This window comes from uncultured Enterococcus sp., assembly GCF_913775425.1.
GTDB lineage: Bacteria > Bacillota > Bacilli > Lactobacillales > Enterococcaceae > Enterococcus_G.
On the sequence record NZ_CAJYIS010000024.1, the window covers coordinates 23,198 to 47,910 of the forward strand.

At 40.2% G+C, this 24,713-nt stretch carries 26 protein-coding genes and 1 riboswitch; of the genes, 25 read left to right on the top strand and 1 reads right to left on the bottom strand.

Annotation, left to right across the window (positions count from 1 at the left end):
* Nucleotides 1-5: 5 nt before the first annotated feature.
* From QZ413_RS02600 to QZ413_RS02675, 16 genes are all read left to right on the top strand, one after another.
* Nucleotides 6-707: an ABC transporter ATP-binding protein gene (locus tag QZ413_RS02600; RefSeq protein ID WP_297076008.1), complete on the top strand. Its 702-nt coding sequence runs from the start codon at nt 6-8 to the stop codon at nt 705-707.
* A gap of 13 nt (nt 708-720) precedes the next feature.
* A complete protein-coding gene (locus QZ413_RS02605; RefSeq protein ID WP_297076009.1) occupies nt 721-3,144 on the top strand; it encodes an FtsX-like permease family protein in 2,424 nt (807 codons plus the stop codon).
* A gap of 16 nt (nt 3,145-3,160) precedes the next feature.
* Nucleotides 3,161-4,126: an aromatic acid exporter family protein gene (locus QZ413_RS02610; RefSeq protein WP_297076011.1), complete on the top strand. Its 966-nt coding sequence runs from the start codon at nt 3,161-3,163 to the stop codon at nt 4,124-4,126.
* A 15-nt stretch (nt 4,127-4,141) separates the two neighbouring features.
* Complete coding sequence (locus tag QZ413_RS02615; RefSeq protein WP_297076013.1) at nt 4,142-4,645, top strand: hypothetical protein; 504 nt, start codon at nt 4,142-4,144, stop codon at nt 4,643-4,645.
* A gap of 12 nt (nt 4,646-4,657) precedes the next feature.
* Complete coding sequence (locus QZ413_RS02620) at nt 4,658-5,260, top strand: glycoside hydrolase family 73 protein (RefSeq protein ID WP_297076015.1); 603 nt, start codon at nt 4,658-4,660, stop codon at nt 5,258-5,260.
* A gap of 14 nt (nt 5,261-5,274) precedes the next feature.
* Nucleotides 5,275-5,976, top strand: a complete 702-nt coding sequence (locus QZ413_RS02625) for a hydrolase (protein WP_297076016.1) — start codon at nt 5,275-5,277, stop codon at nt 5,974-5,976.
* 60 nt (nt 5,977-6,036) lie between these two features.
* Nucleotides 6,037-6,133, top strand: a riboswitch (purine riboswitch).
* 109 nt (nt 6,134-6,242) lie between these two features.
* Nucleotides 6,243-6,827 carry a xanthine phosphoribosyltransferase gene (locus tag QZ413_RS02630; RefSeq protein ID WP_297076019.1) on the top strand — a complete coding sequence of 195 codons (585 nt, stop codon included), beginning with the start codon at nt 6,243-6,245 and terminating at the stop codon, nt 6,825-6,827.
* Nucleotides 6,824-8,128, top strand: a complete 1,305-nt coding sequence (locus tag QZ413_RS02635; RefSeq protein WP_297076021.1) for a nucleobase:cation symporter-2 family protein — start codon at nt 6,824-6,826, stop codon at nt 8,126-8,128. The genes QZ413_RS02630 and QZ413_RS02635 overlap by 4 nt, the downstream gene beginning before the upstream one ends.
* 45 nt (nt 8,129-8,173) lie before the next feature.
* Complete coding sequence (purE, locus tag QZ413_RS02640; protein ID WP_297076023.1) at nt 8,174-8,659, top strand: 5-(carboxyamino)imidazole ribonucleotide mutase; 486 nt, start codon at nt 8,174-8,176, stop codon at nt 8,657-8,659.
* A complete protein-coding gene (purK, locus tag QZ413_RS02645) occupies nt 8,643-9,770 on the top strand; it encodes a 5-(carboxyamino)imidazole ribonucleotide synthase (RefSeq protein WP_297076025.1) in 1,128 nt (375 codons plus the stop codon). Before purE ends, purK begins: the two co-directional genes overlap by 17 nt.
* A 13-nt stretch (nt 9,771-9,783) precedes the next feature.
* Nucleotides 9,784-11,082: an adenylosuccinate lyase gene (gene purB / locus QZ413_RS02650; RefSeq protein ID WP_297076028.1), complete on the top strand. Its 1,299-nt coding sequence runs from the start codon at nt 9,784-9,786 to the stop codon at nt 11,080-11,082.
* A 121-nt stretch (nt 11,083-11,203) separates the two neighbouring features.
* The gene (locus tag QZ413_RS02655; RefSeq protein ID WP_297076031.1) at nt 11,204-12,364 is read left to right on the top strand and encodes a betaine/proline/choline family ABC transporter ATP-binding protein; all 1,161 of its coding nucleotides are present in this window, start codon (nt 11,204-11,206) and stop codon (nt 12,362-12,364) included.
* A gap of 5 nt (nt 12,365-12,369) precedes the next feature.
* Nucleotides 12,370-13,002, top strand: a complete 633-nt coding sequence (locus tag QZ413_RS02660) for an ABC transporter permease (RefSeq protein WP_297076034.1) — start codon at nt 12,370-12,372, stop codon at nt 13,000-13,002.
* 2 nt (nt 13,003-13,004) lie between these two features.
* A complete protein-coding gene (locus QZ413_RS02665; protein ID WP_297076037.1) occupies nt 13,005-13,928 on the top strand; it encodes an osmoprotectant ABC transporter substrate-binding protein in 924 nt (307 codons plus the stop codon).
* Nucleotides 13,929-14,594 carry an ABC transporter permease gene (locus tag QZ413_RS02670; RefSeq protein WP_297076040.1) on the top strand — a complete coding sequence of 222 codons (666 nt, stop codon included), beginning with the start codon at nt 13,929-13,931 and terminating at the stop codon, nt 14,592-14,594.
* Between the two features lie 12 nt (nt 14,595-14,606).
* Complete coding sequence (locus QZ413_RS02675; RefSeq protein ID WP_297076042.1) at nt 14,607-15,350, top strand: YcjF family protein; 744 nt, start codon at nt 14,607-14,609, stop codon at nt 15,348-15,350.
* 165 nt (nt 15,351-15,515) lie between these two features.
* Here the strand turns inward: QZ413_RS02675 and QZ413_RS02680 are convergent, their stop codons facing one another.
* Nucleotides 15,516-15,893 (bottom strand): hypothetical protein, encoded by a 378-nt coding sequence (locus QZ413_RS02680; RefSeq protein WP_297076044.1) that lies wholly within the window; start codon nt 15,891-15,893, stop codon nt 15,516-15,518.
* Between the two features lie 197 nt (nt 15,894-16,090).
* On the opposite strand from QZ413_RS02680, the gene purC reads away from it, so the two are divergent.
* The 9 genes from purC to QZ413_RS02725 form a co-directional block, all read left to right on the top strand.
* On the top strand, nt 16,091-16,828 hold the full coding sequence (purC, locus tag QZ413_RS02685; RefSeq protein ID WP_297076046.1) for a phosphoribosylaminoimidazolesuccinocarboxamide synthase: 738 nt from the start codon (nt 16,091-16,093) through the stop codon (nt 16,826-16,828).
* Nucleotides 16,815-17,075 (top strand): phosphoribosylformylglycinamidine synthase subunit PurS, encoded by a 261-nt coding sequence (gene purS / locus QZ413_RS02690; RefSeq protein WP_297076049.1) that lies wholly within the window; start codon nt 16,815-16,817, stop codon nt 17,073-17,075. The genes purC and purS overlap by 14 nt, the downstream gene beginning before the upstream one ends.
* Nucleotides 17,072-17,767, top strand: coding sequence for a phosphoribosylformylglycinamidine synthase subunit PurQ (gene purQ / locus QZ413_RS02695; RefSeq protein ID WP_297076051.1), 696 nt, complete (start codon nt 17,072-17,074; stop codon nt 17,765-17,767). Before purS ends, purQ begins: the two co-directional genes overlap by 4 nt.
* A complete protein-coding gene (gene purL / locus QZ413_RS02700; RefSeq protein ID WP_297076052.1) occupies nt 17,751-19,976 on the top strand; it encodes a phosphoribosylformylglycinamidine synthase subunit PurL in 2,226 nt (741 codons plus the stop codon). Before purQ ends, purL begins: the two co-directional genes overlap by 17 nt.
* A complete protein-coding gene (gene purF, locus QZ413_RS02705; protein WP_297076055.1) occupies nt 19,949-21,409 on the top strand; it encodes an amidophosphoribosyltransferase in 1,461 nt (486 codons plus the stop codon). Before purL ends, purF begins: the two co-directional genes overlap by 28 nt.
* Nucleotides 21,406-22,437, top strand: coding sequence for a phosphoribosylformylglycinamidine cyclo-ligase (gene purM / locus QZ413_RS02710; RefSeq protein ID WP_297076058.1), 1,032 nt, complete (start codon nt 21,406-21,408; stop codon nt 22,435-22,437). Before purF ends, purM begins: the two co-directional genes overlap by 4 nt.
* The gene (gene purN / locus QZ413_RS02715) at nt 22,434-23,009 is read left to right on the top strand and encodes a phosphoribosylglycinamide formyltransferase (RefSeq protein ID WP_297076061.1); all 576 of its coding nucleotides are present in this window, start codon (nt 22,434-22,436) and stop codon (nt 23,007-23,009) included. Before purM ends, purN begins: the two co-directional genes overlap by 4 nt.
* Nucleotides 23,006-24,544, top strand: coding sequence for a bifunctional phosphoribosylaminoimidazolecarboxamide formyltransferase/IMP cyclohydrolase (gene purH / locus QZ413_RS02720; RefSeq protein ID WP_297076063.1), 1,539 nt, complete (start codon nt 23,006-23,008; stop codon nt 24,542-24,544). Before purN ends, purH begins: the two co-directional genes overlap by 4 nt.
* Before the next feature lie 12 nt (nt 24,545-24,556).
* On the top strand, nt 24,557-24,713 hold a 157-nt coding region (locus tag QZ413_RS02725; RefSeq protein WP_297076068.1), incomplete at its 3' end, for a phosphoribosylamine--glycine ligase N-terminal domain-containing protein.

The window sequence follows — 24,713 nt, forward strand, 5'->3', positions numbered from 1 at the left end:
TTTGTGTGGCCTACATTGAATTGATTGAAGAATCAAAAATTTATCAAATGGGAGAAACCACGATAACCGCAAACGATGCAGTTTCCTTTGCAATCGAAAAAGGTGCCGTGACAGTGATCTTAGGACCTAGTGGAGCTGGAAAATCGACTGTGCTAAACATCTTAGGTGGTATGGATTCTCCAACAAGCGGTCAAGTGATTGTTGATCAAGAAGATATCGCGAAGTTTAGTAAAAAAGAATTGATTCGCTATCGTCGAGAATCAGTAGGGTTTATTTTTCAGTTTTATAACTTAGTTCCTAATTTAACAGCTTTAGAAAATGTTGAACTGGCGACAGAGATTGTTAAAGAAGCGAAAGATGCCACCCAAACATTACAAGAAGTTGGGCTAAAAAATCGAATTCATAATTTTCCAGCTCAATTATCCGGAGGCGAGCAACAGCGGGTCACAATTGCACGTGCATTAGCGAAAAAGCCAAAGTTATTATTGTGCGATGAACCCACAGGAGCACTGGATTATGAAACCGGAAAACAGATTTTAATGTTACTCGAACAAGCAGCTAGACAAGAAAATACGACGGTAGTGATTATCACACATAATTCTTTGATTGCACCGATGGCCGATCGCGTGATTCGTATGAATGACGGAAAAGTCAAGAGTATCGTCGATCAACCAAATCCAACACCGGTTGCGAAAATCGAATGGTAGAGGTGGTGGTCTGATGAAAAAAACGTTATTAAAAACTAGTTTACGTGAAATCAAGTCGACACCCGGACGCTTTTTCGCTCTGATGACGATTATTTTATTAGGTGTTGCCTTTTTTGTGGGCATCAGCGCTACAGGTCCGGATATGAAACAAGCCGCAACTGATTATTACACGCGGACAGATCTAGCCGATTGGTTCATCTACGCGCCAAGTGGTTTAGATGAATCGACAGTGAAGACGATCAACGAAGAATCAGACGTGGCTAAAGTTCAAACACAAGATAGAGTAGATGTGACACAAAAAGATCAACAAGCCGTCATTCGTTTATTCTCTTATGATGAGGATCCAGTTCTTAATAAACTGACCGTTGTAAAAGGACAGTTACCACAAGCAAAAGATGAAATCGTGATCGATGCGAATGCACAAGGGGTCACAGGCTATCAGTTGGGGGATACGCTCACCTTTGAGCAATCAAAAGAGCTGAACCAAACGAACTATAAAATTGTCGGATACGTATTAAGTCCTGAATTTTTAGCAAAAGACAATCGTGGAACGACTATGTTAAAAAACGGTTCGTTGACTTATTTTGCGTACACTTTACCTGAAAATTTTACAGCAAATACTCCGAATCGATTGGCTTTGACTTTTAATCCACACACGACAAAAAAAGAAAAAGCAGCAGTGAAACAAACGATTGAAACAGCCTATAAAAATGCTCTAATGAAACAAGCACAGGCACTACCAGAAGATGCGCGTCAATCTTTTCTCTCACAGCCCATTTTCATTACGACGCGAACAGATCTACCTGGATATGAAGAATATGATCAAAATGCCGATCGAATCGCTTCTTTGGCAACCGTATTTCCTGTTATTTTCTTTTTTGTCGCTGCGTTGATCAGTTTGACTTCTGTGAGCCGGATGGTCGAGGAAAAGCGTCTAGAAATTGGAACATATTTTGCTTTAGGATATCGCCCGCTAGAGATTGCATCTAAATTTTTACTGTACGTCATGCTTGCTTGTGTCAGTGGTATCGTCGTGGGGTTAGGTATTGGTTTTTATTTGTTTCCGCGGATTATCATCGAAGCGTATGGACAGGTATATGATATTATCGGTTACCAAACACCGTGGCAAATCAATCTTGTACTTTTAGCTACAGGCGTTTCGCTTCTTTGTACCGTCGTGGTCGCCTTTTTTGTCGTTCGTGTCGAACTGACAAAGGTTCCAGCAGTCTTGATGCGTCCTAAATCCCCTAAAGCAGGGAAAAAGATTTTATTAGAACGCATTACGTTTTTATGGCGTCGCTTGAGCTTTACTTATAAAGTCATGTTTCGTAATTTGTTTCGCTATAAAACGCGGATGTGGATGACGATTTTAGGGATTGCAGGTTGTACGGCGATGATTTTGACGGGATTTGGACTAAAAGATTCGATCAGTGAAATGATTCCGTTACAATTTGATAAATTATGGCGTTATGAAGCTGTCGTGACACTGAGTCAAGAAAACCCGTCTACAATGAAGACGTTGGAACAAACTAAAGAAGTCAAACAAGTGTTACCGATTTTTATGGAAGAAGTGACAACAACGAGTACAGATGCGTCAAAACAATCGGTTTCAGTGATTGTGCCAGAAACTAACGGTGCATTACCAAACTTTTACCGATTGATCTCACCTGATCAAAAAAACAAGTTGACCTTAACTGATCAAGGCGCAATCATTACCCAAAAATTAGCGAAATTATTCTCGTTAAAAAAAGGAGATACATTTACTGTTAAACAAACAGACGACCAAGAGTTTACTGTAACGATCGCTGGAATTACGGAAAATTATGTTGGGCATGCTCTTTATATGACAAACAAATACTACCAAGAAGTGACAAAAGAAACACCCGTTTATACGACAGCGCTCATGACGTTTAACAGCCCTCTAACAACCACCTTACAAGATCGATTGGCTGATGAGTGGAAAACGAACAGTGACGTGATCAATGTAAGTTATTTAAGCAAAACAAAAGCGGAATTGGAAAGTTCTTTAGGCGTATTGACGATCGTGATGTGGGTCTTGATTATTTCAGCGGGTCTATTGGCCTTTATTGTACTATATAGTTTAAACACAATGAGTGTCGCCGAACGGTTACGTGAATTGTCGACAATTAAAGTCTTAGGATTTTTTGATCGGGAAGTAACGTTTTATATTGTTCGTGAAAATATCATTTTGGCTACTGTAGGAATGGCTTTAGGTTCTGGCTTGGGGATGATGTTGCATCGGTATGTCATTCAGACTGTCGAGATGGATACAACGATGTTCTCACCGACGATTAATCCGATGAGTTATGTCTATGCTATTGGCTTGACGTATTTATTTGTCGCAATAGTAGGTGTGGCGACGCATCGCGCGCTTAAAAAAATCAATATGCTTGATGCGCTAAAAGCCAATGAGTGATAAAGGAGTCAATTAGATGAGAATTGGATTACGAACGATCAAAACAGCGATTGCCAGTGTGATTGCGATGTATCTTGCATCCATATTAGGACTGCATTTTGCCGCATCGGCAGGAGTCATTGCTATTTTAAGTTTGGCAGGTACAAAAAAAAATTCATTGCACGCAGGGATTGAACGACTCTTATCATTAATCGTTGCAACATTGATCTCTTTTATCATTTTTGAGTTGATTGGATTTTCGCCAATAGGCTTTGGGATTTATCTATTGCTTTTTATTCCGATTGTTGTAAAGTTGAAGTTAACCGAAGGGATCGTAGTCAGTTCGGTTTTGGTGACGCATTACTTGACAGAAGCCCATTTTTCACCGTCTTTGATTGTCAACGAATTTTTGTTGATGGGCATTGGAGCAGGAATGGCAGTGTTATTTAATCTTTATATGCCAGATCGTCAAAAAGAATTGGTGAAACAACAACAAGCAACAGAATCCTTATTTCGTCAGTTATTATCGGATTTATCGACATGGCCAGATGCTAACCAACTTGTCGAATTGGTTCAAGATAGTACCGTGTTAATGAATAAATTGCATGAAGGACAACGACAGGCACGTTTGTATCAAGAAGATCATTTCTTCGACGAGCCGATTTATTTTGAAGAATATTTTTTGATGCGTAGCGCCCAAGTTCGCATGCTACAAGACATGTTAGCTTTGCAACAGACGATCACAGTCGACCCTGCTTTATTAGTAGAGTTGAAATTGGTTTTAGCTTTTACTGCCAATACGTTTGCAGAGCGGAATGATGGCACACGCTTACTTGAAAAAGTGGAACAACTATTTCATTTCTATCAACAACAACCCTTGCCAAAAGACCGTAGTGAATTTGAAAACAGAGCGCGATTATTTCAATTTTTACAATCATTTAAAGGATTTATCGAAATTAAATCCGAATTTTTTGATACATTCAAAGATGTCAAGCGAAAGTAAAAGGAGGAAAAAAACATGCATTCGATTTATGTAGATATCGTAACGCAAACGATCTTGGAAAAATATCTTTCAGAAGAGGAATTTGTGGCAAACACGTTAGGGATTACAGATGAAAAATGGCAATTATGGAAAGATGGCCTGACGAATCTTTCACCAGAACTCAATCAAAAAATTGTCAATTTATTTAGCGACTATGAATGGATGGTCGTCCAAAAAGTACTCCGACAAACAGTGATCTATCCAGAAAAACGAACTGTTGCAATGGAAGAGTATCGAAAAATGAAATTAAAAATTGCTCAAGAATGGTTGCAACATGGGTTTGGATCGGTAGAGTTATTACCACAAGATCGGCAACAAAACGGCCAACAGTGGTTGCATTTAAAAGTAACGGTCGCTTATGGAGAGTGGGGCTTTGATGACGTATTAAGTTTTCGGGTACCGGCTGTTTTGCAAAAAGCCATTACAAGAGAGCCGCAAGCCTTGATCGAATGGATGAATGAGCGGTTAGAAGAAATTTAAAAAAGAGGGATCATGAAGAAAAAGAAGCAGCAACGTCAAAAAAGAATGATTTTGCTTGGGTTTGTACTCATTTTAGGCGCGTTTGTCTTTTCCTTAAAGCAACTGACGACACCCATCTTTGAATACGTAACCCATACACAATCAAATGAACCAGTAAGTCGCGAAGCCTTTATCGAGACACTAGTTCCTCATGCAAAAGAATTACAAGAAGGATATGGTATCTTGCCTAGTATTATTTTAGGGCAAGCGATTTTAGAATCCGATTGGGGCCAAAGCGAGCTTGCAAGTAAATACAATAATTTATTTGGGATCAAAGCATATGGGAATCAAAAAAAAATCAAGTTAGATACACAAGAATTCGTCAATGAGCAGTGGATTACGATTAAAGGTGAGTTTCGTGTTTATGATTCATGGGAAGCCTCTATGGACGATCACACGTTATTATTTGTCAATGGAGTAACCTGGAATCCACAAAAATATGAAGGTGTATTAACGGCTACAAATTATGAAGCAGCAGCGGACGCTTTACAAGAAGCAGGCTATGCAACTGATCCTACTTATGCGCAAAAAATCAAAACTGTTATCGAAGAAAATGCGTTATACCAATATGATTAGAGGAAGTGATCCAAATGGAAGCATTTGTTCCAGAAGTCAGTTCGGCATTACGTCAAGACATCGTCAAAGTACCTGAGGTCATTAAAGAAGCAAGCGGGATCAGATTATTTGGTAAAAAAATCAAATCGATTTTATTTTCAACTGATATCGCCGTAATCCACAACACCAATGCAGACGCGGTGATTGCAGTCTATCCGTTTACCCCTCATCCAGCAATTACAAAAAGTATCATTGAATCAGCAAATATCCCAGTATTTTCTGGTGTTGGAGGAGGGTTGACTCAAGGCCAACGTTGTGTGTATATGAGTCTATTTGCAGAAGCCCAAGGCTCTTTAGGTGTTGTGGTCAATGCACCAACGCCTGTTCAAACGGTGAAATCAGTTTGTAAAGTCGTTGATATTCCGGTAATTAGTACCGTGACGAGTCGCTATAGTGAAATTGAAGAAAAATTAGCAGCTGGTGTGAAGATCATCAACATCAGTGCTGGAAAAGACACGGCAGATACTGTTCGTTATTTTCGAGAAAAATATCCAGAATTGCCTATTATTGCGACTGGCGGCCCGACAGAAAAAGAAATATTGGCAACAATCAAAGCTGGAGCCAATGCGATCAGCTATACGCCTCCTACCAATGGAGAATTGTTTAGTGCAAAAATGAAAAAATACCGTGAATCTGAAAAAGAACAGTTTGATTCCGAACATTCAGCAAAAAAATAGGTCTTTACCTATTTTTTTGCTTGTTTTTTTGTAAAATAATCGGCATAATAAAACTTGAGTTTTTCATAATTAGTCCTTACTTATATATCGTCGTAATTGGTCGACAGTTTCTACCTGATACCGTAAATATCAGACTATGAGTAAAAAAGTACGCTGTCTTAGTGTATCTTTTTTGCGTAGCAAAAAAGGTGCACTTTTTTTATTGACGGAGACTAACATAAGTTTGGCAGTGGAAAATACCTTACTACAGTTAAAAGGGGTTTCGTATGAAAGAATTACAAGATCGAATTCTACAAGATGGCAACGTATTGACACAAGGGGTATTAAAAGTGGATTCGTTCATCACACACCAAGTTGATCCAGAATTAATGGCAAAAATTGGACAAGAATTTGCCCGAAAATTTCAAGCACAACACATTACAAAAGTCGTCACACTAGAATCTTCTGGTATTGCACCGGCTGTTTATACAGCACAAGCATTAGGTGTTCCGATGATTTTTGCCCGCAAAACGAAAAGTTTAACGATGGATGAAGAATTAGTCACAAGTGAAGTCTATTCATTTACGAAACAAGTAACGAGCCAAATTTCGATCTCTAAAAAATTTTTACAGCAATCAGATCGTATCTTGATCGTCGATGATTTTTTAGCTAACGGTCAAGCCGCAAAAGGATTAGCTGAGTTGTGCCAACAAGCTGGAGCTAGTGTTTGTGGTATCGGGATTTTGATTGAAAAATCCTTCCAGCCAGGACGTCACGTATTAGAATCTTTAGGATTATCCGTTTATTCTTTGGCGAGAATCGCCTCTTTAGAACAAGAAAAAATTGAATTTGTAGAGGATGAGACAAAATGAAGACACGTCATGCACAGGCTTCTTTAGTAGGGATTCAACATTTACTCGCAATGTACGCAGGTGCGATTGCTGTGCCGTTATTGATTGGCACTGGATTAGGCCTATCCAATGAAGCCTTGACGTATTTGTTATCTATCGATATTTTAATGTGTGGGATCGCCACTTTACTTCAAGTAACAATCAGTCGCTTTTTTGGGATTGGATTACCAGTGATGTTGGGATGTGCGATTCAAGGAGTAGGACCAGCGATTTTGATTGGTCAACAATACGGCTTGCCCGCAGTATTTGGTGCAGTTATTGCTGCTGGCTTCTTTTTAATGTTCTTTGCACGTGCGTTTTCAAAAATCAAACGCTTGTTTCCACCGATCGTGACAGGGACGGTCATTACGACGATTGGCTTGACGTTGATTCCTGTAGCTATTGAAAAAATGGGTGGTGGCAATCAAAACGGTGAAAACTTTGGTTCATTTGTATCGTTAAGTCAAGCCTTTGTTACGATTGTGCTGATTTTACTGGTTCAAGGATTTGGTAAAGGGTTTTTACGTTCGATCGCCGTGTTAATCGGTCTAGTTGGGGGAACACTGTTTGCAATGGTCACAACAGGGATTTCAACTGTACCGATCCAACAGGCTGCGCTGTTTCAGTTGCCTAAAGTATTTTATTTTGGTTTGCCCACATTCCATGTCATCCCCATCGTTTTAATGATTATTATTGTTACAGTTTGCATGGTAGAGTCGACAGGTGTCTATTTTGCTTTAGCAGAACTAAGTGATAAAGAATTGACAACAAAAGATTTAGAACGTGGATATCGCACAGAAGGATTGGCGATCTTATTAGGAGGCATCGTCAATACATTTCCGCATACTGGTTTTTCACAAAATGTCGGACTTGTTCAACTTTCAGCGATCACTTCGCGTAAACCGATCATGATCGCTGGTGGTCTATTGGTCGTATTGGGCTTATTTCCTAAAGTAGGTGCTGTAGCCCAAGTCATTCCAGAACCTGTATTAGGCGGAGGAATGCTAGTGATGTTTGGCATGGTCGCAGTGGCCGGCCTTAGAATGTTGCATCATATCGATTTTTCAAATGAACGGAACTTATTGACGGTTGCAATCTCTCTAGGTTTTGGTTTAGGGTTTAATATGATGCCGACTTTATTTGCACATTTTCCTGAAGCGATCCAAATGTTTACGAGCAATGGCATCGTGATGAGCAGTATTAGTGCAGTTTGTTTAAATAGTTTATTTCAAGTAAAATCTCGTAAACAAAAATCAATGCCTATAGCAGATACGTCGAATTAGACGTATGTGCTTTTTTGAGCTAGATAAAATAAAGGAGTCAGTGAGATGAAACGAAAAGTTGCAGTGATTATGGGAAGTAAGTCGGATTGGGAAACCATGAAGCACAGTTGTGAAGTATTAGAACGATTTGGTATTGCATATGACAAAGCAGTCGTATCGGCGCATAGAACGCCAGACAAATTATATGCGTTTGCAGATACTGCTCGTGAGCACTACGATGTGATTATTGCGGGTGCAGGAGGAGCAGCACATTTACCAGGAATGGTTGCAGCGAAAACTACAGTGCCAGTGATTGGGGTACCAGTGAAAAGTCAAGCATTGAATGGAATGGATTCGTTACTTTCGATCGTACAGATGCCAGGTGGGATCCCAGTAGCGACGACTGCAATTGGAAAATCTGGTGCAATTAATGCGGGACTACTTGCGGCACAAATCGTTTCCATATATGATAGAGATATGGAAGCAAAATTAGCAACATATCGAAATGAATTGATGCAAATCGTGGAAGAAAGTAGTGATCAACTTGAGTAACCTATTGATGCCAGGTGCGACGATTGGAATCGTCGGTGGCGGACAACTTGGAAGAATGATGGCCATGAGTGCCAAAAATATGGGCTTTAGAGTAGGAGTATTAGATCCAACAAATGACTGTCCAGCAGCGCAAGTTGCCGATTGGCATATTGTCGCTGATTATGAAGACACACTTGCGTTGGGTGAATTGGCTAAACGCTGTGATGTGTTGACGTATGAATTTGAGAATGTAAGTGTAGAAGCATTGAATCATTTATCAGCAGATGCATCGATTCCTCAAGGGACGGATCTCTTAGCGATTACTCAAGATCGTTTATTAGAAAAAGCCTTTTTAGAAGAACAAAATATCGTGATTGCCCCATACGCTACGATCATCAGTCCAACGGATATCCAAGATGCAATCGATAGTTTAGGTTATCCTTGTGTATTAAAACAAACGCGTGGAGGATATGACGGCAAAGGACAATTGGTCTTGAAAAGTCGCAGTGATGTCTCTGAAGCGATGACGTTATTGCGCCAAGGAACGTGTGAATTAGAAGCATGGATTCCTTTTGAAAAAGAATTATCAATTTTAGTTGCCGGTAACGGGAGTGAATATACGACTTTTCCTGTAGTCGAAAACGTGCATCGTAAAAATATTTTATACCAAACGATCGCGCCAGCAAGAATTTCAGAAGACGTTGCTGCTGAGGCTAAACGAATCGCGTTGGTATTGGCACAAGCGCTTGATTTGCGCGGTGTATTAGCAGTAGAAATGTTTTTAACGGCTTCTGGCAGTCTTTATGTCAATGAATTGGCACCGCGTCCGCATAATTCTGGACACTATACAATCGAAGCGTGTACGATGAGTCAATTTGACGCTCATATTCGTGGGATTTGTGGTTGGCCACTTGCTCCAGTACGTCAAACAACTGCTGCCGTTATGGTCAATATTTTAGGGATTGAACTGCAAAAATCCTATACGATGATCCCTGAAAAACCGCATTGGCAATTTCATTATTATGGAAAAGACAAAGCCAAGATCTATCGTAAAATGGGACATATCACCATTCCGACTGAAGATGTTGAGTCGACATTAGAAGAAGTAAAACAAACAAAAATTTGGGAATAAAAAGGAGATACACATGTTAGAACGCTATACACGCCCTGAGATGGGGGAAATTTGGACAGATGAAAATCGCTACAATGCATGGTTAGAAGTGGAAATATTAGCCGATGAAGCTTGGGCAGAATTAGGTGAGATTCCTAAAGATGATGTCAAAAAAATTCGTGAACATGCGTCATTTGATAGCAAACGAATCTTAGAGATCGAAGCACAAACCCATCATGATGTAGTAGCCTTCACACGTGCGGTATCTGAAACACTTGGCGAAGAACGCAAGTGGATCCATTATGGATTGACATCAACAGACGTTGTCGATACCGCTTACGGATATCTATTAAAACAAGCCAATGATTTATTAAGAGAAGACTTGGTTCGTTTGACAGAGGTGATCGGTCAAAAGGCTAAAGCGTATAAACATACAGTCATGATGGGACGCACACATGGCGTGCATGCGGAACCAACTACGTTTGGGTTGAAATTGGCATTGTGGTATTCCGAGATGAAACGCAACATCGAGCGTTTTGACCATGCAGCAAAAGGCGTCGAAGCTGGAAAAATCAGTGGAGCTGTTGGAACTTTTGCCAATATCCCACCGTTTGTTGAAAGTTATGTCTGCGAAAAACTAGGGATTCGTGCTCAAGAAATCTCAACGCAAGTATTGCCACGTGATCTGCATGCAGAATACGTCGCGATGATGGGGTTGATCGCCACTAGTATTGAAAAATTCGCAACCGAGATTCGCGGGTTGCAAAAGTCTGAAACTCGTGAAGTCGAAGAATTTTTTGCAAAAGGGCAAAAAGGCTCTTCGGCGATGCCACATAAACGCAATCCGATTGGCTCTGAAAATATGGCAGGTCTTGCACGTGTGATCCGTGGGCACGTCTTAACTGCTTATGAAAATGTTCCATTGTGGCACGAGCGTGATATCTCACATTCTTCTGCGGAACGGATTATTTTACCGGATACAACGATTCTATTAGACTATATGCTCAATCGCTTTGCGCGTTTGGTAGAGAATTTAACGGTATTCCCAGAAAATATGCGTCGCAATATGGATGCGACTTTTGGCTTGATCTATAGCCAACGTGTCTTATTAAAGTTGATCGATCATGGCATGACACGTGAAGAAGCCTATGATTTGGTTCAACCAAAAACAGCGCAAGCTTGGGATGAGCAACGCTTATTTAGACCATTATTGGAAGCAGATGAAACAATTATGGCTACGTTATCTAAAGAAGAGTTAGATGACGCATTTGATTATAACTACCATTTGAAAAATGTCGATTTGATTTTTGAACGTGTAGGCTTAGGCGAATAAAAAAACAGTGAACCTTTCTTTAAAGGTTCGCTGTTTTTTTAGTTGAAAGCGTTAAAGTAGAAAAATGACGAAAGTTCTTGCATAATAAAATAAAGAAGTACGGGAAAAGGAGGAAGTAAAGATGATTGAATTTAAGCATGTGTCAAAAATTTATAAAGGGGGGAAAGTTGCAGTCGAAGATGTCAATTTATCGTTTAATAAAGGGGAATTTATTTGTTTTATCGGGACGAGTGGAAGTGGCAAGACGACATGCATGCGCATGATCAATCGCATGAATGAGCCGACTACTGGCGAAATCTTGATTGATGGTCAAAATATCGAAGAACTAAATCCTGTTGATCTACGTCGGAAAATCGGCTATGTGATTCAAAGTATTGGCTTGATGCCGCATATGACGATTCGTGAGAACATTACCTTGGTCCAAAAACTATTAAAAGTAAGTCAAGAAGAGCGTGACCGCACGGCTGAAAAAATGATCGATCTCGTCGAATTGCCACGTGAGATGCTCGATCGTTATCCAGCAGAACTTTCTGGTGGACAACAACAACGGATCGGAGTCGTACGTGCACTAGCTGCAGATCAAGATATTATTTTAATGGATGAACCCTTTGGTGCGCTAGATCCGATCACACGTGATGCGTTGCAGGATTTGGTAAAAGATTTACAAGAACGCTTAGGCAAAACAATCGTTTTTGTGACCCACGATATGGACGAAGCATTAAAATTAGCCAACCGGATTGCGATTATGAGTGAAGGAAAAGTGGTACAGTTTGATACACCGGAACATATTTTACAAGCACCTGCTAATTCATTTGTCGAAGAATTGATCGGTGAAGACCGCTTATTACAAGCTAGACCAGATGCAACAACGATCGGTGAAGTGCAATTGGCAACCCCAATTACCATCACTCGTGACAAATCACTACAAGAAGCGATACGCGTCATGCGAGAAAAGCGTGTGGATACGTTACTTGTAGTGGATGAAGCCAATACCTTAATTGGATTTATCGATGTCGAAATGATTGACCGCTTGCGCAAAACGAAAAAAACAGTAGAAGAAGCGATGAATACCAAAGTATTTTATGTGCGCCAAGATTCTCTATTACGTGATACCTTGCAGCGAATTTTAAAACGTGGGATAAAATATGTTCCTGTCGTGGATCATGACCGCAAATTGACCGGGATTTTAACGAGAGCTTCGTTGGTTGATCTTGTATATGATGTGATTTGGGGCGAGGAAGAAACCATCAGTACCGCTTTAGATGCAAAAGGAGAGGAGTAAAGGGAATGAAAGAATTTTTTGATAAGTACGGAGTGGAAATGCTCCAAAAAAGTTTAGAACACCTATACATCTCAGCGATTGCCCTATTTTTAGGTATTGTGATTGCCGTACCTGTAGGCATTGCATTGACACGCTCGAAAAAAATAGCAAATCTTATAATTACCGTAACGAGTGCTTTACAAACGATTCCTTCACTTGCCTTACTCGCCTTGATGATTCCTTTGTTTGGTGTGGGGAAATTTCCCGCGATCATTGCGCTCTTTATCTATTCCTTACTTCCGATTTTAAGAAATACATACATTGGCATGAATAATGTCAGTCCAGAATATAAGGATGTCGCTAAGGGGATGGGCATGACAAATCTAGAATCGATTTTTCGAGTAGAATTGCCACTAGCAGTGCCAACAATTATGGCAGGTATTCGTTTGGCAGCAGTTTATGTGATTGCTTGGGCTACTTTAGCTTCTTATATCGGTGCTGGTGGGTTGGGCGATATGATTTTTAGCGGACTAAATAATTATCAACCAGATCTTATTTTAGCAGGAACGATTCCTGTTACGATCCTTGCCTTGCTAGCGGACTTTTTACTAGGTGGAGCAGAACACCTCTTTACACCAAAAGCTTTGAGGGGGGCGTAGAGATGAAAAAACGAATCGGAATGTTGCTTAGCTTAATTGGGATGAGTTTTTTATTTAGTGCCTGTTCATTTCCGGGATTAGCGTCAAATCAATCAGAAGATACGATTGCCATTACAGGTGGGATTACGTCGGAGTCACAAATACTCGGAAGTATGGTGGCTGAAATGATTGAGCATTATACAGATAAAAAGACTACTGTCATTAATAATTTAGCCACGACTACCATCAATCATCAAGCGATGATCAATCAAGATGCTCAGATTTCTGCCGCACGTTACACGGGGACAGATTTGACCACAACATTGGGTCTAGATCCATTAAAAGATCCCACAAAAGCACTTGATACGGTGAAAAAAGAATTCAAAGAGCGGTTTGATCAAACTTGGCTAACGCCTTATGGATTTGACAATACGTATGTCTTTTTAGTTCGTAAAGATACAGCAGAAAAATATAATTTGAAAACAGTCAGTGACTTAAAAAAAGTTGCCGATCAATTAAGTGCTGGTGTCGATACCTCTTGGATCACACGTAAGGGAGATGGATATGAAGGCTTCCAAAAAGAGTATGGCTTTTCGTTTAAAACGATTTTACCGATGCAAATTGGCTTAGTTTACGATGCAGTTGCTGCGGGGAAAATGGATGTGGTACTTGGTTATTCAACGGATGGTCGAATTGCTAGTTACGATCTAGTGATGCTAGAAGACGATCGTAAATTCTTCCCGCCTTATGATGCAGTGCCAGTCATTAGCGATCAATTAGTAGCAGAAATGCCAGAATTAGTTCAGATTATTGACAAACTCGGTGGCAAAATTTCTACTGAAGAAATGCAAAAACTCAATTATGAAGCCGACAATAACTTGGTCGAACCCAGTATCGTCGCAAAAAATTTCTTAAAAGAACATGACTATTTTGAGGAGGACAAGTAAATGGATCTACAAAATATGAATGTTTTCGAACAATTTATCTATTATTTCAATGAAAATGGCGGATATGTTTTTGAACAATTTTTACGCCATTTTTTGATTTCGATCTACGGAGTATTGTTTGCAGCGATCGTTGCGATTCCAATCGGGATCTTGATTTCTAAAAAACGTCGTTTAGCAAATTGGATTATTCGTTTGGCTAATATCATCCAAACGGTTCCTTCTTTGGCAATGATTTCAATTTTAATGATTGCCTTTGGTTTAGGGGTAAATGTCGTCATTATTACCGTCTTTTTATATTCATTGCTACCGATTATCAAAAATACGTATACGGGAATGGTCCAAGTTGACCGTGCCATTTTAGATGTCGGCAAAGGCATGGGAATGACGGCATTCCAACGCCTATACATGGTCGAATTGCCCTTAGCGATTTCAGTCATCATGGCAGGAATTCGAAATGCGCTAGTCGTTGCGATTGGAATTACTGCTATCGGGGCTTTCGTAGGAGCAGGTGGTCTAGGTGATATTATCATTCGTGGAACGAATGCTACAGATGGAGCCTCGATTATTTTAGCAGGTGCTTTACCTACTGCGTTAATGGCGATTATTTCTGATTTTGTATTAGGCCAAATCGAAAAACGTTTAGATCCAGTAGTGACAAAAAAATAAAGGAGTAGCAAAATGAAATTTTATCAACGTAAAAAAACAAGTTCCTCAACATCGACCAAGTCATTAAGCAAAGAAGAAAAGCCGGTAGCTGAACAAAAGCAAGAAGTAGATCATTCAGAAGATCTGCTACTGAAATCAAGTGATGAAGCGGAATTTGATTCGTTTTTTAAAGAGGTGCTAAAAAAATTCCCTAAAAAGACAGCTGCAGTGATTCAAAATAGTTTGGCTGCTACTAAACAGCAAGCTGAAAAACTAGTGGCGAAACAACAGGCCGAATACGAACCGATCTTTCGGGAGTTTTTAACAAATGTTTCAAAAGAACAGCAAAAGAAAAGCCACCAAATTATCCACGCTGCCGCATTGAGTGCTGCAATTATCGGATTTTCGCCGATTCCATTTTCAGATGCTGCCTTATTGGTTCCAGTACAATTAGTGATGATGGCACGTTTGCATAAAGTTTTTGGTCAATCTTGGACAGAAGGGATCGCCAAAAGTGTAGGGAAAGAAATTGTGGTTGTCGGGTTTGGTCGTAGTGTGGTAGGGAATATGTTGAAGTTTGTCCCAGGTGTCGGAACTGTAGCCGGTGGCGCGATCAATGCAACGGTTGCGTTGACGATCACTGAAGTAATGGGTTGGGTTACCGTCAATATGTTGGCTAATGGCCAAGATCTATTTGATCAAGCAATGTCTTTTAAAGGGCAATTCGATTTTTTGATGGGAATGGTTAAACAAGTCAAACATAAAAAGAATGGATAAAAATAGGGTGTAACAAAAGTCTGGAACACCCTCTATAGAATAAACGGTGTTCCAGAAGTAACTCCTTCGAAAAATAAGCCAAATCATTACCAAAATAGGCGAACCTATTGTCGGAATGATTTGGCTTATTTTTTTGGGCTGCCCACTTCTGTCACAGCTTCTTTTTTATGAGGCATAGATTAAATAAGTCGGTGTAGGTGGAAGTTGTTTGGTATAGTGCACTAAAGTTTCTAAAAACGAGATATCTACATCTGAAAAATCAAACCAAGCATCGATTTTGATCTGTTCGCTAAAAAAGTGTCTGGTGTAATTGACTTTAATGATCAATTCTTTGTTGCAGACATTCGTATATTGAAAGATCCGGTAATGCGATGTGCGTTTTAGGCGAAAAGAAAAGCGATGCGATTTGATAATCGCAGCTGTATTGAGCTTTGATAGACGATCTAGCTCCAAAATCGCTTGCAGATCTTCTTGCATGCGCATCCGGGTATTTGCAGAAAGATAAGTGAGGAATTGGATGATAGATTGATTGTCTGGCACCATGATGCATACTCCTTTAGTCTTTTTTTGTAGTGTAGCACCAAATTCTAAAAATGTAAACGTTATCTTTTTTGTTATTTTTTTTAAAATACGAACGTTAACAAATGTTTTTTAAATAATTGTAAATATTTCGTTGACGATGAAAAAGAAGATGCGTAGAATTCAGGCTAACAGGAAAATAAATCTAAATGAGGTGTAGCATGGAAAATACAGGGTTACTGTACGAAGGAAAAGCCAAAAAAATTTATCAAACAAGCTTAGAAAATCAAGTGTTAGTTGAGTATTTAGATCAATTGACCGCCTTGAATGGTAAACAAAAGGATCAGTGTCAAGGAAAAGGTGAATTAACCAATGCGATTACGAGTGCATTATTTACGCAACTTGCTGATCAAAACATTCCAACGCATTTTATTGAAAAAACGTCAAAAACCGAACAATTAGTTGAAAAATTAGATATGATTCCGCTAGAAGTCGTAATTCGTAATGTTAGTGCTGGGAGTTTTATGACTCGTTTTCAACTTACAGAACCCATTTCATTTCAGACCCCAATCGTTGAATATTATTATAAAAATGATCGTTTGGACGATCCCTTTATTAATGATGATCATATTTTCCATCTCAAATTAGTCACAAAAGATCAACTGGCGACCATACGCCAACTCGCTCTACGTATCAATCAAGTATTGGTTTCTTATTTTGCAACACTCGATTTAGACTTAATCGATTTTAAATTAGAATTTGGCTTTGACACATCTGGAAACATTATCTTAGGTGATGAGATTTCACCAGATACTTGTCGTTTGCATGACGTTAAAACGAGTGCATCATTAGACAAAGATCTTTATCGCAAACAAACAGGCGACGTGTTAAAAGCGTATCAAGAAGTTTATGCACGAATCAATCAGACAAAGGAGCTCGTTCATCATGTATCTTATTAAATTAAATGTAACGTATAAAGAATCAATTTTAGATCCTCAAGGACAATCCATCTGTCAAGCGTGTCATCAATTAGGATTTATGGAAGTAAACGAAGTTCGCATGGGGAAATATTTTGAGGTAACTGTTGACTCGCTAGCAAGTGAATTAGAACCGATGATCGAAGCGTTGTGTGAACAACTGCTTGTCAATCACACAATGGAAACGTATGAATATGAAATCGTACCATTAAGTGAGGTGCACGCGTGAAGATTGCCGTTATTGTCTTTCCAGGATCAAATTGTGATCAAGATTTGTATCATGCGATCAAACAACAGCCGCAATTAGATGCAACACTTGTTTCTTATGAAGCCACTTCTCTTTCGGGTTTTGATGCGGTGTTTTTACCAGGTGGTTTTTCGTATGGGGATCATTTGCGTTGTGGTGCGATTGCACGTTTTGCACCTGTGATGAGTGAAGTCACACGATTTGCTAAAGAAGGAAAATTAGTTTTTGGTACATGCAATGGCTTTCAAATTTTGACTGAGGCAGGGTTACTTCCAGGCGCATTGAGAAAAAACACTTCGTTAAAATTTATTTGTAAACCCGTAACGTTAACGGTAACTTCTGTAGACACACCGTTTACAAATGCCTATGAGCCGAACGAAGTCATTACCTTACCTGTGGCGCATGGCGAGGGGAATTATTACTGTGATGAAGAAACGTTAGCTGAATTAAAAGATAATGATCAGATCGCATTTACCTATACGACTGATGTAAATGGTAGTGTAGCGCAAATTGCAGGTGTGACAAACAAAGAAAAAAATGTACTGGGAATGATGCCCCATCCTGAACGAGCGGTAGAAGCGATTTTAGGGTTTATCGATGGTCAACGTTTCTTTACATCATTAGCACCAAATGAATCCAATCAAAAGGAGAGTCAATATGCCAAGCACAATTGAGCGCGAGTATACGGCGGATGAAATTTTTGAAAAGCAATGGTACCGACAATGGGGATTAACGGATGAAGAGTATCAACTCATTTGTCGTTTACTTGATCGCCGACCAAACTACACCGAAACCGGATTGTTTTCCGTAATGTGGAGTGAGCATTGTTCATATAAACATTCAAAAACGATTTTAAAAACCTTCCCAACGACAGGACCGCAAGTTTTGCAAGGTCCAGGTGAAGGAGCTGGAATCGTAGATATCGGTGATGGTCTAGCGGTCGTGTTTAAAGCCGAAAGTCACAATCATCCATCAGCAGTCGAGCCTTATGAAGGAGCTGCAACAGGTGTTGGTGGAATCATTCGTGATATTTTCAGTATGGGAGCACGCCCGATTGCTTTATTAGATTCGTTGCGCTTTGGTGAATTGACGACACCACGTACGAAGTATCTATTAGAACAAGTAGTCGCTGGTATCAGTGGGTACGGAAATTGTATCGGGATTCCAACAGTAGGTGGTGAAGTAGCTTTTGATGCGTGTTATGAAGGCAATCCTTTAGTCAATGCGATGTGTGTTGGCTTGATCGAACACGATCAGATCCAAAAAGGGCAAGCAAAAGGTGTCGGCAATCCGATTTTTTATGTAGGAGCAAAAACCGGACGTGATGGTATCCATGGGGCAACGTTTGCTTCAGAAGAGTTTACTGATGAAAAAGAGCAAAATCGTTCAGCTGTCCAAGTAGGGGATCCATTTATGGAAAAACTATTATTAGAAGCTTGCTTAGAACTGATCCATCATCATAGCGAAGCGATTGTGGGGATCCAAGATATGGGTGCTGCGGGTCTCGTTTCTTCTAGTGCAGAGATGGCCTCAAAGGCTGATGCAGGTTTAGTCTTATATTTAGATGATGTGCCACAGCGTGAGACCAATATGACACCTTATGAAATGATGCTTTCTGAATCACAAGAGCGGATGTTGATTTGCGTCAACAAAGGTCATGAAGAAACTGTAAAAGCGATTTTTTCACGTTATCATTTAGAAGCAGTCGAAATTGGTCATGTATCAGATGATCACGACTATCGCTTGTATCATCAAGGGGTTTGTGTAGCAGATATCCCAGTTTCTGCTTTAGTAGATGAGGCACCAGAATATCAACTACCTGCAACAAAACCTGCACGATTAATGGAGGCGACACCTTATAGTGTTTTAGATTGCGACGTAGAACAGACACTGACTGCTTTATTAGCACAACCGACGATCGCGTCTAAACGTGCGATTTTTGAAACCTATGACAGTCAAGTCTTAACGAATACGGTTGTCACACCAGGAAGCGATGCAGCAGTAGTACGGATCAAAGGTACTACAAAAGCGTTAGCGATGACCATGGATTGCAATGCGCGTTACTTATATTTAGATCCTGAAGTTGGCGGTCAATTAGCTGTAGCAGAGGCAGCACGTAATTTAGTGGCAAGTGGTGCAACTCCGTTAGCGATCACCGATTGTTTAAATTATGGTTCGCCAGAAAATCCTGAAGTTTTTTATGAATTACAAGAATCTGCAAAAGGAATTGCTCAAGCATGCAAAGCACTTCAAACACCAGTTATTTCAGGTAATGTTTCATTGTACAATGAAACGAACGGTCAAGCGATCTACCCTACTCCAATTATTGGAATGGTCGGATTGATTGAAGACGTCGCACAGACCACAACACAATGGTTCAAAGAAGCAGATGACTTGATTTATGTGATTGGCGATACAGACGCCTTTTTTGCCGGTAGTGAACTGCAAAAATGGTTGACGGGAAGTCAATTTGGGACGTTAGGTGCATTTGATTTAGACAAAGAAGTCGCCCATCAGCAGATTGTCAAAAAAGCGATCGATCAACAGCTACTCTCAAGTGCGCACGATTGTGCAGAAGGTGGGGTGTTGATTGCCCTAGCAGAAGCTAGCATGCAAAGTCAATTAGGGTTTACGATTGATTGGTCTTATACAGATGCTTGGTTGTTTTCAGAAACACCTTCTCGGTTTATCGTCAGTGTGAACAAGGCACAGCAAGCTCAGTTTGAGGCGTTAGCACAGACAAGTGCGACATGTATTGGAACCGTAACAAAAGATCCGGTCATGAACATCAAAACACCAACCAATCATTACCAATTTCAAGTACACGATATGTTAGAAATCTGGGAGGGTGCGTTGTGCAAATTACTGAATCTAAAAGCTTAAATGAAGAATGTGGGGTGTTTGGTGTATTTAATGCACCAGATGCTGCTAGAATGACGTACTTTGGTCTACATGCTCTACAACACAGAGGACAAGAAGGTGCGGGGATCGTTGCTCGAGATGAGTATGGTCATTTAGTAGGCCATCGCGGTTTAGGGTTATTATCAGATGTGTTTTCGAATGAACAGTATATGGAACAACTAGCAGGGCAAGCTGCAATCGGACATGTACGCTATGCGACTTCTGGAAATCGGGGATTAGAAAATATTCAACCATTTTTATTTCAATTTGAATATGAACAATTGGCGTTAGCACATAATGGCAATTTGACCAATGCCAAAAGTCTGCATCGAATGTTAGAAGCAGAAGGAGCCATTTTTCATTCGAATTCAGATACGGAAATCTTGGCGCATTTGATTCGACGTAGTCAAAAACCGACTTTGAGAGAACAGCTTGTAGAAGCTTTAAATCTAGTACAAGGTGGATTTGCTTACGTGTTACTAACGAACCAAGCATTGATTGCAGCGCTGGATCCAAATGGATTTCGTCCTTTGGTGATTGGAGTGCTGCCTAACGAAGGGTTTGTGGTTGCTTCAGAAACGTGCGCTTTAGATGCGATCGGAGCGACATTTTATCGTGATGTATTGCCAGGTGAAGTTGTGTGGATCGATCATAATGGCATTGAAATTTTTTCATACACAAATCAAACACAATTGTCGATTTGTTCGATGGAATTTGTCTATTTCGCCCGACCAGATTCTAATATTTATGGTGTCAATGTCCATACAGCAAGAAAAACGATGGGAAAATTATTAGCTAAAGAAGCCTATATCGAAGCGGATATGGTCATTGGGGTACCGAATTCTTCACTATCGGCTGCCAGTGGTTATGCTGAGGAAGCAAATATTCCTTATGAATTGGGTTTGATCAAAAACCAATACGTAGCCCGAACGTTTATCCAACCAACTCAAGCGTTACGTGAACAAGGTGTACGGATGAAGTTATCGGCAGTTCGCAAAGTAGTGGAAAACAAGCGCGTGATCTTAGTTGATGACTCGATTGTTCGAGGGACGACCAGTCAACGGATTGTTTCGTTACTAAAAGAAGCCGGAGCAAAAGAAGTCCACTTGCGCATTGCTGCTCCGCCATTAAAATATCCTTGTTTTTATGGAATCGACATCCAAACGCAACAGGAGTTGATCGCAGCGAACTATACGCTTGCCGAAATGACTGAAAAAATTGGGGCAGATTCGTTAGCCTTTTTAAGTGAAGAAGGGTTGATTGCGGCCATTAATCTACCAGTAAGCGCTCCTTATCAAGGGTTGTGTATGGCGTATTTCAATGGAGACTATCCCACACCATTATATGATTATGAAGCGGAATTTTTACAAAATAAAACGCAACTGCGTCCAATCGTGTTAGGAGAGGTAAAATGAGTGAAGCCTATTTAAAATCAGGCGTAGATATCAAAGCAGGATATGAAACGGTTGAAAAAATCAAAGATGTCGTCGATAAGACCAAGATTAAAGGTGTAATGGGTGGTTTAGGAAACTTTGGGGCCTTATTTGATTTAAGTGCCTATCACATCAAACAACCTGTTTTGGTTTCTGGGACAGATGGCGTGGGGACAAAATTATTAGTGGCACAAGCACTTGCTACTTACGATACTATTGGGATTGATTGTGTGGCGATGTGTGTCAATGACGTCATCGCACAAGGTGCACGTCCGTTATTTTTCTTAGATTATCTAGCCGTTGGAAAATTGGATCCTACACAAGCGGCTACGATTGTTTCAGGAATTGCTAAAGGATGTCATAACGGTCAGATGGCGTTGATTGGTGGCGAGACTGCAGAAATGCCTGGTCTTTACACAGAAGATGAATTTGATTTAGCTGGTTTTTGTGTAGGGGTTGCTGAAAAAGAAGCGCTCTTGCCAAAATCTGATATTCAAGCTGGAGATCTATTGATTGGCTTGCCTTCTAGTGGGGTGCATTCAAATGGATATTCACTAGTTCGTTCAATTTTAGAAACGAATCAAATCGACTATACGCAACCCTTTTTAACGCATACATTAGGAGAAGAATTGTTGACACCGACCACGATATATGTTGATCAGTTAGCAGAACCTTTAGCGCACCAGCAAATCAAAGGTTTAGCGCATATTACCGGAGGTGGTTTTTATGAAAATATTCCCCGGATGCTACCAGAGCATTTAGCAGCACATATCACTTTAGGAAGTTGGCCGATCTTGCCAATTTTTGATTATCTCCAACAGTTAGGCAACCTAGAGCAAAATGAGATGTTTCACGTCTTTAATATGGGGATCGGGATGGTTGTGTGCATTGCAAAAGACCAATTCGAAACGTTAGCAGAGCAGTTTAATACTTGTGCTACTCCGTTTTATGTCATTGGTTCTGTAAAAGAAAAACACCAACACGACCTAGTTTTTGAGGAGACGCTATGAAAATCGCTATTTTTGCTTCTGGAAATGGCCAGAATTTTGAAGAGATCGTCAAGGCTAGCTTAGAAGAAGACTTTCCAGCAGAAATCGGCTGCTTAATTTGTGATAAAGCGAATGCTAAAGTAGTTGAACGAGCGGAACGTTTAGCTGTTCCTTATTACGTTATTGAGCCGTGTCATTTTGCCACTAAAGTAGAATACGAAAAACAGGTCCTTTATTATTTGAATGAACACGCGATCGATTGGATCATCTTAGCTGGTTACATGCGTTTGATTGGTAAGACCATCTTACAACCTTATACGCATAAGATTATCAATCTTCATCCATCTTTATTGCCAGCATTTATTGGAAAAGACAGTATCGAACGAGCCTTTGAAGAAAAAGTCGCTTATTCTGGAATTACGATCCATTATGTAGATGCTGGGATGGACACTGGGCCGATCATTTTTCAAAAACAAGTACCTTTAGATGAAGGCGAATCTCTTGCGCAGTTTGCGACAAAAATTCATGAAGTTGAACATCACTATTATCCAAAAGTTATTCAGGATTTACTTAAAGGAGAGAAAACGATATGACAAAACGTGCTTTAATCAGCGTATCAGACAAAACCGGGATTGTGAACTTTGCAAAAGCCTTACGACAAGCAGATTTTGAAATCATTTCCACAGGAGGCACTCGAGCTGTGTTGCAACAGGCTGGAGTGGAAACGATTGAAATCGATGCGGTAACGGGATTCAAAGAGATGTTAGATGGACGAGTAAAAACATTGCATCCGATGATTCATGCTGGGTTATTAGCAGATCTAAGCAAAGCCTCACATGTAGAAGCTTTAGCAGAAAATGAAATCACACCGATCGATCTCGTAGTGGTGAATTTATATCCTTTTGCGAAAACGATTGCCAACCCTGATGTGATCGAAGCGCAAGCAATCGAACAAATCGATATCGGTGGTCCAAGCATGTTGCGTTCAGCAGCCAAAAATTTTGCGCACGTTACCGTCGTGGTAGATCAAAAAGATTATGCGCATGTGCTTAGTGAAATCAACGAAATCGGCAAACCAAGCTATCAAACACGCCGGAATTTAGCGATGAAAGTGTTTCAACATACTGCAAGTTATGATGCGATGATCGCCAATTATTTTATCGCTCAAGAAGCACATTTGCCTGAAAAACTAGTGCTTTCTTATACTCAAAAGCAACCGTTACGTTATGGTGAAAATCCTCATCAAGAAGCGGCTTTTTATGTGCAAGAACAAGCGACAAAAGATACGATTGCTGGAGCGACACAGTTACACGGGAAAGCATTGTCTTATAACAACATCAAAGATGCAGATGCTGCTTTAGAAATTGCTAAGGAATTCCAAAAACCAACAGTCGTGGCGGTTAAGCATATGAATCCATGTGGTGTGGGCAGTGCCGACACGTTAGCTGAAGCGTTTGAAAAAGCCTATGCAGCGGATCCAGTTTCAATCTTTGGTGGAATCATTGCATGCAATCGTGAAGTGGATGTCCAAGTCGCACAACAGATGAGTCAGTTGTTTTTAGAAGTAATTTTAGCACCAAGCTATACCCCAGAAGCACAAGCGTTATTAGAAAAGAAAAAAAATCTTCGTTTGCTCCAAATTGAATTGAAAACGAAAAAAACAGAGGCCTGGGAATATACTTCTGTAAGTGGTGGAATGCTTGTACAAGCAGTGGACGCACAAAAAACAGAAGTCTCCGATTGGGAAGTCGTGACCAAACGCAATCCTTCAGAAGCAGAAATTGAGGCTTTATTATTTGCATGGCGTACGGTAAAACACGTGAAATCAAATGCGATCGTTTTGGCTGACCACACACAAACAGTCGGTATCGGAGCAGGACAAATGAACCGAGTGGGATCTGTAGAAATCGCGTTGAATCAAGCGAAAGATAAAATGGATCAAACAACAATCGCGCTTGCAAGCGATGCTTTTTTCCCGATGTCTGATAGCGTAGAAGTCGCTGCAACAAATGGCATCAAAGCCATTATTCAACCTGGAGGAAGCATCAAAGATCAAGAATCGATTGATATGGCCAATAAATATGGAGTGACGATGATCTTTACCCACTCTCGTCATTTCCGTCATTAAGAGGAGAAGTCGATGAATGTATTAGTTGTAGGTCAAGGTGGACGAGAACATGCAATTGCAAAAACGCTACTTCAAGATCAGCAAGTCACTACTGTCTATTGTTGCCCGGGAAATTGTGGAATGACAGAAGCCGGGATCGAAGTCGTGGCAATTGATGCGATGGATTTTG